The sequence below is a fragment of the Mucilaginibacter sp. genome (genome assembly GCF_035492695.1).
GTDB lineage: Bacteria > Bacteroidota > Bacteroidia > Sphingobacteriales > Sphingobacteriaceae > Mucilaginibacter.
The window spans coordinates 1-11,628 of record NZ_DATJJC010000016.1 but is presented as its reverse complement, the minus strand read 5'-3'; the positions used below and the strand labels follow the sequence as shown (position 1 = coordinate 11,628).

The following is an 11,628-nucleotide window of genomic DNA, read 5'->3' as shown; positions in this document are numbered from 1 at the left end:
AGGGTCACTTTTGCCGCTATGCCGGCGAGGAATATGGTCCAGTCGAGTGCAGAATCGCCGCCGCCGGCTAATACTACATTACGGTCGCGCAGGCTTTCGGGATTTCGTACCATATAGGCAACGCCCTTACCCTCAAATTGGGCGAGGCCATCAATGGCGGGCTTACGTGGTTCAAAACAACCCAGACCACCGGCAATCACCAGCACTTTACAGCTAACTTTGGTGTGCTCATCGGTTATAACGGTAAGCGTTCCATCATTATTCCGGGCAACCGCCTCAACACGCTCTCCTAAAGTAAAGCCAGGCCTAAAGGGGGTAATCTGTTCCATCAGCCTGTCTACCAGTTCCTGGCCGGATATCTGCGGATAGCCGGGGATGTCATAGATGGGTTTATGAGGATAGATCTCAGATAGCTGACCACCCACCTGCGGCAATGCGTCGACCAAGTGGCATCGCATTTTCAGCAAACCCGCCTCAAATACGGCAAACAACCCTACCGGCCCCGTGCCCACTATGCAAATATCAGTCTCTATATTATTACTGTGATCTTCCATGACTTTTAGTTTATACCTGTATTAAAAAGCAGATACTATCTGCCAGTGCCTCTACAGAATGAGGTTCATTGACGGGGATATCCAGATCGTCAAATTTATTCATGGTTACTATACCATTAGTGCTGAAATAATTGATCTGCCCATCAATAACCACCAGGCGGGTACTGACGCCTGTTTTATGCTCTTTTAACACCATCCCTTTTTTAAAACCGAGTACAATAACCTTTGAAGCTTCGCCCTTTACCAATATTTTTATAACCGGGCTTGTGGCATTTTGCAGTGCCGCTATAATATCATGAATAATCATATGCTTGTATTTATGTTAGTATTTTCACTTCTAAACCATCCATCTTTTCATCAATTAGTAGTTGGCAGGCTAAACGGATGGTTTCTTTTGACTGGCCTGCTTTTAACAGGTTTACCTCTTCATTACGCCCGTAAGCCGTCGGTTCCGTCTGCATTTTTATAATCTCGACCAGGCAGGTGCCACATTTCCCCATTCCCAGGCATTCACCGAACCCGTCTGTAAAAATATTGTCGTAGATAAGCATCATCAAGCTCCGGTATTCATTAGTAAACGTCAGCAATTTGTACTGCTCTCCGGCGTAATTCACCAGCACAGTAATGTCTCTCACCGGCAGGTGCTGTTTGTTCATTGCGGGTGGCTTTTTGACCAGAACTCGTCCGGGTAGTTATCTATAAATGTTTCCTGGTGCTGCGCAGAAAGAAAATCGCCCACTTGCCTGAGTACCGAGGCGGGTAAGGCCGCTTCAAGATGAGGAAACAATGTCCGTTCTTCAAAACGGATATGCGTAGTAACCAATTCTGCAAATGCCAGGTACCCGTCGGCTGTTTCACTGCCTTGATAGTTGAGGCGACTAATACGTTGTTCGATCATCAAATGCTCAGATTTACCCCTGCGGCTTAGTTCGTCACTGAGCCGGTTAAACAGCAATGTCTCCTCTTCACGAAAATGTTCTTTTAAGTGGCTGTTCCAGAAAAAATTAATATACTTTAATATCTTATCCAAGGGCACATTTTTGCGCAGGCCTTCCTTGATTTTCCAACAAAACAGCAAACCTGCATGATGGTCGCGTGAAAGGGCAGCTATATATTCGCTGCGTTTGATCGGTTTATTTTTTTCCGCGTTCATAACTAAAGCACTGAATAAGTAATTACAGCATCGCCTGCCATCACTATCAAAGCCTTAAAATCCTGTATTACTTTCAGGATATGCGGCTCATGAGATGGAATTGACAGCGTCGAGCCTTTAACCAGCTCGCTCGTTTCATTTTTGCAGATCAGCAAGGCATTGCCAGACTCTACTACCACAAAGACATCTGATGTTGCAAAATGGCGTGGCATATGGGTGCCTGCAGGCAGGTCTACTTTAAGTATCTGGTAATGGTTGTTTTTTTCAAGCTCTTTCATGATAATAAAAATTTGAATTAAAATAAATGGCAGAATACCTACGAAGTGCTTTCCCTTCTAACCCGGCCGATAGCAGGGCCGATACCCTGATCATCTCTCAAATGATATATCCCTTGCTTCAAATGTGCCGGCGACCATTGTCCCTTAATCGTCGTGCACACATGAGCAGCCGGTACAGGCACAGCCGGGCGGCAGACAGGATAAAAGTTGGCGGATTTATACTTCCGCTGAGCGGTAAACCTGAGCAGCGGTTCCAATACCCTCCGGCCGTGAAGATGGCCATTGTACTACTGACGGCTAAATACTTTTTTATTTACTGTTCGATACTTTTTACCGCCTTCATAATTCGCGCAATGCTGTATGCGCGCTTCTTGGCATTCTCTGCAATCTGACCCTGAAATAGTTCATCCACTGTTCTATGAAACAATAATAGCCAGCGGTCAAAATGCGCTTTGATCAAAGTAAGAGGCAAATGTTTCAGCAATGGGTCGTCATTAAACTTTCGGGTATATAAAAGTAAGGTCGACCAGAAATCGGTCATCCGCCCCAGATGATGATCCCAATTGTTGCCGATCACAGGCTCAAATATGGGCGCTAATAAATCATCCCGCCTCACTTTGCTGTAAAAGGTTTCTACCAATGCTCTTACATCTGTTTCTGTTACAATATCATGCCGCAGCGCTTCCATACTTATACAATTACCCGATCAGTATTCCCGTTTAACTGCTGTAAACGGCTTAAAAACATATTGGCCATTAACTGCGCACGCTTTTTGGCATCTTCTGCGATATAACCTTTAAAGCGTTCGTCAATAGTTGCATAAAACAGTTCAAGCCACCGCTCAAAATGCGGCAGGCCAATGCTTAGCGGTGCATGTTTGGCAAAAGGATTGCCCCTAAAGCCTGGTATCCCAAATAGTGCGGCATTCCAGAAAGCATACATTTTGTTTAAATGCGGTTGCCAGTCGTCAATCTTTTGCATAAAGATGGGGCCAATCAGCCCGTCGCCCCTGACACGGGTGTAAAAGTCATCGACAAATACCTTAATGTCCTCAATATCTTCAATTTCCTTTTTCATTTGAACAATTGCATTTGACCGGAGGTGATATGATAATAAACTGCCCAGGCTGTGAAAGCAATTAACAGAATAACGATCCAGAACGGCATACTATGGGGTGTTTCGCTGCCTTGTAACATAAATGACTTCTGATCGCCTTTGCCGTAAGCGTTAATCATGAGCGGCAGCACACCATCAACTACTTCATCCTTACGAATACCTTCGATTGCGATGGCAGGCCCGTTACGTACAATAAACGGGATGGTTTTGATTCCTTCCTTTCCTCTGTGATCTTTACTAACCACTTTTAGCGTGTGCTTGCCATCGGTCAGCTTTTTAGTGTCCAACTCGAAGGAAACCGGGGCCGGAAATGTGCCGATCGGTTGCGGATCATCATCAATAAACAAGGTAACAAAGCTTTTATTTTCCATGGCCTTAATGATTTAGAATGATACTCTTAATATCTTCATGATTTTTTTCCGCAGGTTTAGCCAGACATTTCACCATAGCATAAAATGAATATATGGTAATAATCACCACCATGGTTACTATTACATAGTCCCAATTACTGCTTGGCCCCGCGCCGTGAGTTACCCCCTGCAAAAATTTGGGCTGCTGCGCCTTGCAGGCTTCGCAAGCTATTGCGCTTGAATAAGCCCCTAAAATTCCTATGGCTGTTAATAAGGTTTTCAAATAAAGTCTATACTTTTTCATATTTATTTGGCGGCAGAGCCTGATTTGATCTGGTTAAACAATTCTTTTATTTCAGTTAAGCTCACCTTGCGGCCGTTATTTCCCCAGCTGGTGCGCTCATGGTTCATAATGGCGACGATCTCTTCAGGTTTCAGGTTATTGTTGGTGCCTATTGGCGGCATAACACCATAACCCTCACTAACTCGTCCATTATACCCTTTCATGATAATGGTGAGCTGCACTTTAGGATCTTTATTCAGTACAATAGGACTGCCCTTTAGTGCTGGGAAAGCTCCTTTCAAACCTTCGCCGTTTTCCTGGTGGCAACTCTGGCAATTAGAAGCATACAATGCGGCGCCGTCTAATTCGGTATTCAGGTTGCTCGTTGTACCGGCTAATACGGGTTTGATCTCCTTACCGTAAAGGAAGATAGGTGTTGGTTTGCCGTCAGGTAGCTTCACTTGCTTGAATGACTTCAGGTAAGCAACCAGTTCTAATGCCTCTTTAGTGGCAATGATCTTGCCCGTAATTCCCTTGCGGAATTGGTCTGGCACGTTTACCACCACATCGCCTGGAAAGGCATAGTCTTTGACCTCAAATAACCAGGAATAAGCTGGCATAATGGATTGTGCAACTACCGACCGCGGATTATATAAATGCAGCAAGTGCCAGTCTTCGCTTGGCTGGCGATTGCCGATATTCATCAGGTCCGGCCCAGTACGTTCAGATCCCATCAGGTTAGCGGTATTACGCCATACGTCTGTCCTTACATTACGTGCATAATCAGCAGCAATGCTGGGGCGAATGCCCCACATCTTATCCATATCCACATTCCGTACCTGTTGCGTATGGCAAGCTATACAGCCTTCGCGCATAAATATACCTTTGCCGGCAATTTCTTCGCTGGTTAGGGGTTCGCTTCCGGGTAGCGGCGCATTGTTATTTTGTGAGTTCAGTGCCGGCAAAACTGCCGCAAACAGCGTTAACGCTATAAATAAAATAATAGCGGCGCCGAAAAGTCTTTTATGATTATTATAGATATCCATTGCTTATTTGGTAACAGGTAATTTTTCCAGTTCATCAAAAACAGTTTTTTGCAGATCTATCTCCGTTTTATTGGCGATCATATAATATAAGTTGTAAGCAAAAATGAGGTGCGATGCCCACATCAGCGAGCCGCCTATTGCCCGCCACAACCAATAAGGAGCCATCAGTACCACCGAATCTATAAAAGGTTTACCTTCCAGCCAGGCCATACCTTTCAGCGTTCCGCCAATCATTAACGGGATGGTGTAAAACATCAGCCCGATCAAGGCCATCCAGAAATGTGCGCCCACCCAAGCCTGCTTGGGTTCCTTGCCGGTCAGCCGAGGAACGAGGGTGTAAATGGCCGCCCAAAGCATGAAGGCAATGATGCCATACATGGTGAGGTGAGAGTGTGCTACCGTAAAATCGGTAAAGTGCCAATACAGGTTAGCTGAACGAAATGCCTCTGCCGTGCCCTGAAAAGATCCTGTAAAGTAGAAGATAATACCTACCAGGTAAAAAGGCAGCGTATAGCTGGAGCCGATTTTATGAAAGTTACCACGAAAGGTCATCAAAAAATTGGTGGTACCGGCAAATACCGGGATCAGCATACCCATACTACCAATGATTGCTACCGTTTGCAACCACCATGGAATGGCACTGAAAATAAAGTGGTGCGTTCCTATCAGCGTGTAAAACAGTATCTGCGTCCAAAAAGCCAGAATTCCCAAACTGTAAGAGTATATAGGCGTGTTGAGTTGTTGCGGCAAAAAATAATAGATCAATCCCAGGTTAAAAAGCATAAACCACATACCTACACCCTGGTGCATATAATAGCCCTGTGCTATACTTTCGCCGAGTCCGTTTTGCCAGAAAGGCAAGTATCCAACCAGCGCAATAACAATGGTGAACATGACCGCCGAAACGATATACCAGTTAGAGATATAAATTTCTTTGGTTTTGCGCCGTGCGATAGTCTGTAAATAGTTTATCAAGGTAATGACCAGCCCGATGGCAAACAGCAGCATGATGGGCCAAATATACTCACGGTACTCTCCGCCGCCATTATTGATACCGGCCATAAGCGACAGCGTGCCGGCTACAACCGAAGTATTTATCAGGATCAATCCATACCAGCCACGTTTCAGGCTGGCCACCACGGTATTGCTCACCGTAGAAACAACATAATACCCGAGCCCGATCATAGCCAATGACGACCAGCCCCAAAATACCATATTGGTATGTACGGGCCTAAGCCGCCCAAAGCTCAGCCAGCTCACATGGTCGGCATCAGGGGCCACGAATTTAATGCCGAGATATTCGCCTACCGAAGTACCAAGTACCAGCCAAAAGGCCGCTGTACCCAAATACCATAATATCAATTTTGAAAGCGCCGGGTCAATGTCCGGGCGTTTAACCGCTTTCTTTTTAGGTGCAATAAACCTCGGAGAATGTACATCCGCAATATGATGTAGTAAGCCCTTCTTATCTTCAGCCGGTTCTTCACCGGCCAATTCTGTATTTGTTAACTTAAATTCAAGTGCCGCCTTGCGCTTGAGCAGTTCTTCGTTCAATTCATCGGTGCTTATTTCATTGATCGACCTGGCAAGTTTGCGGGCGTCCTTCCTCACGTATGCATCTCTTACTTTTTTGACAACGTGGTTCACCTTTGCCGAAACGATATATGCTGCAATCAACAGGGGAATCAGGATGAGTGTAATAGTAATCAGCACTCCAGGATTGGACCAAACCGATGTTGAGGTTTCTCCAGTTTGGGCAAAGACACTTAACCCGGAAAACGAGAGCAACATAAGTAAAATTGGTTTTTTCCAGTTTTTTACTGCTGTTTGATCTGTTTTGGATTTTGCAGATACTGATTTCTTTTTTATGAGCACATCCAATTGATTCTGGTCGAGATCGGGCAGATTTTTTGCCAACCATGACTTGCCACTTTCTTCCGGCTGCTCATTCAGTTTTCTTAACTGACTGGTGTTCTTAAAAAGCCGCAAGGCCAGAATAAGCAGAACCAGTAGGGACAGCAATAATAAGATGATATAGCCAACAGATTGACCGCCGGAAACGACGGCAGCATTGACATTTGTCTGCGGCTTATCCTGGGCCATAAGCAAGGCCGGTATCATTAATAAACCGATGGAAAATAAGGTTTTTTTCATTTTTAATATATTAATACCTTTATATCTTTATATAGTCAAAATTTTATTTCTTTAATGCCGTAATTCCTAAATCCAAATCTTCGTTACATTCTCCTATGCTGGTGTTAACGAGTAATTGATTAATTTGGTTTCGTATAGCCTTAAAATCGTGATGAAGTGGACAAGGACTAATTTCAGAGCATTGCTTTAATCCCAAACCGCATCCCGTAAATATTCTATTTCCATCTACAGCCTCTACAATACTCGCCAAGGACTGCTTTAATGATTCCGCATTAAGATAAAATCCCCCATTTGGACCTTTTACTGACTGTACAATGCCTCGCTTACTTAGGTCCTGAAGTACCTTCGCAAGGAAATGCTCCGGTGAATCAATACCCATTGCAATTTCTTTAATACCAACACGGCCGCCATTTGCGGTTTTATGCGCAATAAAGAATACTGCCCTCATCGCGTATTCGCATGTTTTTGAAAATATGCTCATCGTTTAACAAAGGTAAAATGATTTTTCAATATTAAAAGACTTTTTTATCTTTTATTTCAATTGTATTTAGAAATTTTCACTAATGAGCTTCCAACATGACATAATGCAAAAATAGATTGGCGTTTAAACCAACGTTTGAGGAATAGTCTTGAAGGTGGCTTTAATTTTACCCTTTTTTCAACCTCAGAATGACAATACAGCCTTACTATAAACTCCTTTTTAATTGTTCGGTTGTTCGATAAGGTTTCGTTTGATGAAAGGTTCTGATAAGGGCCTAAGTCTTATTTGAGCTTCATTCCGCGTCATTGCGCTTCATTCAAATTTTACCTATTGCGCGATCCATAAAGCAAAAAACGCCGATTTCGTGTATGAAATCAGCGTTTTTTCGTAGCCCGTAGGGGAATCGAACCCCTGTTTGAAGAATGAAAATCTCCTGTCCTAACCCCTAGACGAACGGGCCATTTTGTAAATGGTTTCCCTTATTTTGGGACTGCAAAGATATACGATTGAAACTAAAATTAAAAAAAAGTTTAAAAAAATATTTTCCGCTGATTCTGGGGCCGTGGTATACCCCTCAAAAGCAAACAAAAACCTGCTTAGGTTATTATAATCCTATTAAATAACCGCATATCTTTATAATAACATCCACGCCGTTGTCATGAAACCAAAACAATATGATGCTATCGTTATAGGCGCCGGTCAGGCGGGATTGCCGCTGGCTAAAAAATTGGCTGCTGCCGGTAAAAAAACCGCGTTGATTGAAAGACGATGGGTTGGCGGCACTTGTATAAACGACGGTTGTACGCCTACCAAAACCTGGGTAGCCTCGGCCAAGGCAGCTTATATGGCAGCTAACAGTGCCGCGCTGGGTGTAAACATTAAACGCTTTAAGGTGGATATGGGCGTTATCAAAAAACGCAAGGATGATATTGTAATCAATGCCCGTGATGGTAGTACTAAGAATGCCGCGAACACCCCAAACCTTGATTTGATATTCGGCGAGGCTGCTTTTAGTGGCGTCAAAACGGTTTCGGTTGAGTTGAAGGACGGCGGTGGCACCCGGTTAATGAAGGGCGACTGGATATTCCTGAATGTCGGTGCGCGAACGTTTATCCCGGATATCGAAGGGTTGAATGATATCGACTACCTCACGTCTACATCTATCTTAGAACTAGATAAAATACCTGATGATTTACTGGTGATAGGTGGCAATTATATTGGTTTGGAGTTTGGGCAGATGTTCAGGCGCTTTGGCAGCAAGGTGACCATCCTGGAAAAATCGGCCCGATTGATGCCGCGCGAAGACGAGGACATTTCGGCCGAAATGCGCAAGATTTTGGAGCTGGAAGACATTAACATACAAACCGGTTCGCAGGCGGTAAAATTTAAGCAAGGCAAAAAGGGCAAGATCATCGCGACCATCAAAAACGCCGGGCATGAAAAGAAAGAGAAATTTAGCCATGTGCTGCTAGCCGTCGGTCGTATACCTAACAGCGACACTTTAAATTTAGCCAAAACCGGAGTTGAGACCGACGACAAAGGTTATATCCAAGTAAACGGCAAGCTTGAAACAAACGTCAAAGGCATTTATGCGCTCGGCGATGTTAAGGGTGGACCGGCATTTACACACATCTCCTACAACGACTACACCATCGTTTACCGCAACCTCATCGAAAACCACAACTACAATGCGGGCAACCGTCCAATACCCTATTGCATGTTTACCGACCCGCAATTGGGCCGCATAGGCATTAGCGAACACGAGGCTCAAGCGCAAAAACTCGATTATATAGTGGCTAAACTACCGATGGCACATGTGGCGCGAGCCGTCGAAACAGGCGATACCCGCGGTTTTATGAAAGCTGTTGTCGACAGAAAGACTAAAAAGATTCTGGGTGCTTCAATCCTCGGGCAGGAGGGCGGCGAGATCATGTCGGTACTGCAAATGGCCATAGAGGGCGGTATTACTTACGATAGGATACGCTATTGCGTGTTTGCGCATCCGCTATATTCAGAATCGCTCAATAATTTATTCATGAGTATTGAAGATTGATGATTAAGGTTGAGCATTTAAGCAAGTCGTTCGCAAACACAAAGGCTGTCGACAACATCTCGTTCGAGGTAGCTGAGGGTCAAAATCTCATCCTGCTCGGCACCAGCGGCTGCGGCAAGACCACGACGCTCAAAATGATCAATCGCCTCATTGAGCCAGACCATGGCAAAGTATTTATCGATGGCAAAAACATTTTGGAGCAAAAGCCTGAACTGTTGCGCCGTGGCATTGGGTATGTGCTGCAAAACAACGGACTGTTTCCTCATTATACTGTCGCTGAAAATATTGCAGTTGTTGCCCGACTTTTAAAGTGGGAAGAAAAGCAAATTCAACATCGCGTTAGCGAATTACTGGAAAAACTGCACCTTGATAAAAAATATCTAACCGCTTACCCTAATGAATTAAGCGGCGGTCAGCAGCAGCGTGTGGGGCTGGCGAGGGCCCTGGTTACCGACCCGGCGGTTTTGTTGATGGACGAACCTTTTGGCGCACTGGATAACATCACCCGTTCAAAAATACAAGCCGAATTTAAGGCGCTCGACGAGCTGAAACGTAAAACCATTATTATGGTAACCCACGACGTCCAGGAAGCTTTTGAACTGGGCGACCGCATCTGTTTGATGGATAAAGGCAAGATCGTGCAAAATGGTACGCCAGCCGAGCTGCTTTTTAAGCCGGTCAACAATTTTGTAAAAGACTTTTTGAAAGAGCAGCGTTTACAGTTGGAGTTTAAGGCGATAAAGGTGAAGGATATTATCTCTCCGCCTCCGTCGGCTGACGGAGGAACCTTTGAATTGAATGGCGATATTTTACCAGGCGATGCAAGCTTATGGTTTATGTTGGAGCGGTTAAAGTTTAGCAAAGCTGAAAGCATCTCTGTACGTGATGCCCGTCATAAAGAAGTGGGGAAGCTTGATTTTGAAGATCTGATGTCGGCATTTTATCAATATAAAAAACAGCAGGCGCATGAATGAGCAGCAACAAACCCTTGGGCAGTTCATGGCCCAGCAAAGCGATAAACTGTTAACGCAAACCTTGCAGCATATCGGTTTGACGTTTATTTCGCTCATTATTGCTGTTTTGATTGGCTTGCCCTTAGGCATTTTCATTGCGCGGCGCAAAGCGTTTTCAGGGCCGGTGTTAGGTGTCGCCGGGGTGCTGCAAACCATCCCCAGTATTGCGCTTTTGGGTTTTATGATCCCACTGTTAGGCATCGGCCCTAAACCTGCTATTGTAGCGTTGTTGCTGTATGCTCTGTTGCCGATAATTCGAAATACTTACACCGGCATTACTGGCGTCGATAGTAGCGTTAAAGAAGCTGCTGTGGCCATGGGGATGAATAAGTGGCAGCTACTGTTTAAAGTCGAGCTACCCTTAGCCATGCCGGTTATTTTGGCTGGGATACGTACGGCTACGGTGATTAATGTCGGCGTCGCCACATTGGCATCTTACATCGCCGCAGGCGGTTTGGGCGAGTTTATTTTTGGCGGGATATCGCTTAATAACACTAACATGATTTTGGCAGGAGCCATCCCGGCGGCTATGCTTGCTATTTTGTTTGACTCTGCGCTGTCGCTACTGCAACGTCTTAATCTCAAAAAATTAAAAGTAGCTGCTAAAGTAATGCCGATTGTAGTGGTATTGATGGCTTGTTTTTACTTTATTCCATCGACCTATGGCAGCAAGCTTACTGCCGGCTTTACGCCCGAATTTATGGGCAGGCAGGATGGCAACCTGGGCCTGCGCAGCAAGTATGGACTGAATATCCATACCATCGTAATCAGCGATGCGGTAATGTATAAAGCCGCTTTTGAGAAAGAGCTTGACGTTATCAGCGGCTACTCGACCGACGGTCGTTTAAAGGCTTATGATCTGGTTGTTTTGGACGATGATAAAAAGATCTTTCCGCCATATTATGCCGCGCCGATAGTCCGCGAGGACGCTTTGCAGCGGTTCCCACAACTGGAACCGACGCTTAATTTGCTGGCCGGCAAAATAAATGATAGTGTCATGACCGATTTAAACTATCGAACTGACTATCTTCATCAAAGCCCTGAAAGGGTGGCTAAAGATTTTCTGGTGGCACATCATTTACTAAAACCGGCTCGGGGCGGCAATGCAGGCATTGTACGCATAGGCTCTAAAATATTTGGCGAGCAG

General features: G+C 44.9%; 15 protein-coding genes and 1 tRNA gene. 3 read left to right on the top strand and 13 right to left on the bottom strand.

What is annotated here, in order from left to right; genetic code table 11:
* The 13 genes from VL525_RS10940 to VL525_RS10880 all read right to left on the bottom strand — a co-directional run.
* Nucleotides 1-554 (bottom strand): NAD(P)/FAD-dependent oxidoreductase (locus VL525_RS10940; RefSeq protein WP_325386356.1); only part of this gene is annotated, 554 nt, incomplete at its 3' end.
* A 10-nt stretch (nt 555-564) separates the two neighbouring features.
* On the bottom strand, nt 565-861 hold the full coding sequence (locus tag VL525_RS10935) for a hypothetical protein (RefSeq protein WP_325386354.1): 297 nt from the start codon (nt 859-861) through the stop codon (nt 565-567).
* Nucleotides 862-871: 10 nt separating this feature from the next.
* Nucleotides 872-1,210 carry a 2Fe-2S iron-sulfur cluster-binding protein gene (locus tag VL525_RS10930; RefSeq protein ID WP_325386352.1) on the bottom strand — a complete coding sequence of 113 codons (339 nt, stop codon included), beginning with the start codon at nt 1,208-1,210 and terminating at the stop codon, nt 872-874.
* Nucleotides 1,207-1,707 carry a hemerythrin domain-containing protein gene (locus tag VL525_RS10925; RefSeq protein WP_325386350.1) on the bottom strand — a complete coding sequence of 167 codons (501 nt, stop codon included), beginning with the start codon at nt 1,705-1,707 and terminating at the stop codon, nt 1,207-1,209. The genes VL525_RS10930 and VL525_RS10925 overlap by 4 nt, the downstream gene beginning before the upstream one ends.
* 2 nt (nt 1,708-1,709) lie before the next feature.
* Entirely contained in the window at nt 1,710-1,985 is a 276-nt protein-coding gene (locus tag VL525_RS10920; protein ID WP_325386348.1) for a hypothetical protein, read from the bottom strand.
* Nucleotides 1,986-2,298: 313 nt separating this feature from the next.
* A complete protein-coding gene (locus VL525_RS10915; protein ID WP_325386346.1) occupies nt 2,299-2,673 on the bottom strand; it encodes a group III truncated hemoglobin in 375 nt (124 codons plus the stop codon).
* 2 nt (nt 2,674-2,675) lie between these two features.
* The gene (locus tag VL525_RS10910) at nt 2,676-3,062 is read right to left on the bottom strand and encodes a group III truncated hemoglobin (protein WP_325386344.1); all 387 of its coding nucleotides are present in this window, start codon (nt 3,060-3,062) and stop codon (nt 2,676-2,678) included.
* On the bottom strand, nt 3,059-3,472 hold the full coding sequence (locus VL525_RS10905; protein WP_325386342.1) for a cytochrome C: 414 nt from the start codon (nt 3,470-3,472) through the stop codon (nt 3,059-3,061). Before VL525_RS10905 ends, VL525_RS10910 begins: the two co-directional genes overlap by 4 nt.
* A 4-nt stretch (nt 3,473-3,476) precedes the next feature.
* The gene (locus tag VL525_RS10900; RefSeq protein WP_325386340.1) at nt 3,477-3,755 is read right to left on the bottom strand and encodes a hypothetical protein; all 279 of its coding nucleotides are present in this window, start codon (nt 3,753-3,755) and stop codon (nt 3,477-3,479) included.
* A gap of 2 nt (nt 3,756-3,757) precedes the next feature.
* A complete protein-coding gene (locus tag VL525_RS10895) occupies nt 3,758-4,780 on the bottom strand; it encodes a cytochrome c (RefSeq protein WP_325386338.1) in 1,023 nt (340 codons plus the stop codon).
* A 3-nt stretch (nt 4,781-4,783) separates the two neighbouring features.
* On the bottom strand, nt 4,784-6,934 hold the full coding sequence (locus VL525_RS10890; protein ID WP_325386336.1) for a cbb3-type cytochrome c oxidase subunit I: 2,151 nt from the start codon (nt 6,932-6,934) through the stop codon (nt 4,784-4,786).
* 43 nt (nt 6,935-6,977) lie between these two features.
* On the bottom strand, nt 6,978-7,415 hold the full coding sequence (locus tag VL525_RS10885) for an Rrf2 family transcriptional regulator (RefSeq protein ID WP_325386334.1): 438 nt from the start codon (nt 7,413-7,415) through the stop codon (nt 6,978-6,980).
* 388 nt (nt 7,416-7,803) lie between these two features.
* Nucleotides 7,804-7,875 (bottom strand) — tRNA-Glu (locus VL525_RS10880).
* Nucleotides 7,876-8,073: 198 nt separating this feature from the next.
* Here VL525_RS10880 and VL525_RS10875 point away from each other — a divergent pair.
* From VL525_RS10875 to VL525_RS10865, 3 genes are all read left to right on the top strand, one after another.
* Complete coding sequence (locus tag VL525_RS10875) at nt 8,074-9,468, top strand: mercuric reductase (protein WP_325386332.1); 1,395 nt, start codon at nt 8,074-8,076, stop codon at nt 9,466-9,468.
* On the top strand, nt 9,468-10,442 hold the full coding sequence (locus tag VL525_RS10870; RefSeq protein ID WP_325386358.1) for an ABC transporter ATP-binding protein: 975 nt from the start codon (nt 9,468-9,470) through the stop codon (nt 10,440-10,442). The genes VL525_RS10875 and VL525_RS10870 overlap by 1 nt, the downstream gene beginning before the upstream one ends.
* On the top strand, nt 10,435-11,628 hold a 1,194-nt coding region (locus tag VL525_RS10865; RefSeq protein ID WP_325386330.1), incomplete at its 3' end, for an ABC transporter permease/substrate-binding protein. The genes VL525_RS10870 and VL525_RS10865, both read left to right, overlap by 8 nt.

Excerpts from the sequence above, each read along its gene's own strand:
- VL525_RS10935 (WP_325386354.1), bottom strand. The coding sequence starts at position 861 with ATGATTATTCATGATATTATAGCGGCACTGCAAAATGCCACAAGCCCG.
- VL525_RS10930 (WP_325386352.1), bottom strand. The coding sequence starts at position 1,210 with ATGAACAAACAGCACCTGCCGGTGAGAGACATTACTGTGCTGGTGAAT.
- VL525_RS10925 (WP_325386350.1), bottom strand. The coding sequence starts at position 1,707 with ATGAACGCGGAAAAAAATAAACCGATCAAACGCAGCGAATATATAGCT.
- VL525_RS10920 (WP_325386348.1), bottom strand. The coding sequence starts at position 1,985 with ATGAAAGAGCTTGAAAAAAACAACCATTACCAGATACTTAAAGTAGAC.
- VL525_RS10915 (WP_325386346.1), bottom strand. The coding sequence starts at position 2,673 with ATGGAAGCGCTGCGGCATGATATTGTAACAGAAACAGATGTAAGAGCA.
- VL525_RS10910 (WP_325386344.1), bottom strand. The coding sequence starts at position 3,062 with ATGAAAAAGGAAATTGAAGATATTGAGGACATTAAGGTATTTGTCGAT.
- VL525_RS10905 (WP_325386342.1), bottom strand. The coding sequence starts at position 3,472 with ATGGAAAATAAAAGCTTTGTTACCTTGTTTATTGATGATGATCCGCAA.
- VL525_RS10900 (WP_325386340.1), bottom strand. The coding sequence starts at position 3,755 with ATGAAAAAGTATAGACTTTATTTGAAAACCTTATTAACAGCCATAGGA.
- VL525_RS10895 (WP_325386338.1), bottom strand. The coding sequence starts at position 4,780 with ATGGATATCTATAATAATCATAAAAGACTTTTCGGCGCCGCTATTATT.
- VL525_RS10890 (WP_325386336.1), bottom strand. The coding sequence starts at position 6,934 with ATGAAAAAAACCTTATTTTCCATCGGTTTATTAATGATACCGGCCTTG.
- VL525_RS10885 (WP_325386334.1), bottom strand. The coding sequence starts at position 7,415 with ATGAGCATATTTTCAAAAACATGCGAATACGCGATGAGGGCAGTATTC.
- VL525_RS10875 (WP_325386332.1), top strand. The coding sequence starts at position 8,074 with ATGAAACCAAAACAATATGATGCTATCGTTATAGGCGCCGGTCAGGCG.
- VL525_RS10870 (WP_325386358.1), top strand. The coding sequence starts at position 9,468 with ATGATTAAGGTTGAGCATTTAAGCAAGTCGTTCGCAAACACAAAGGCT.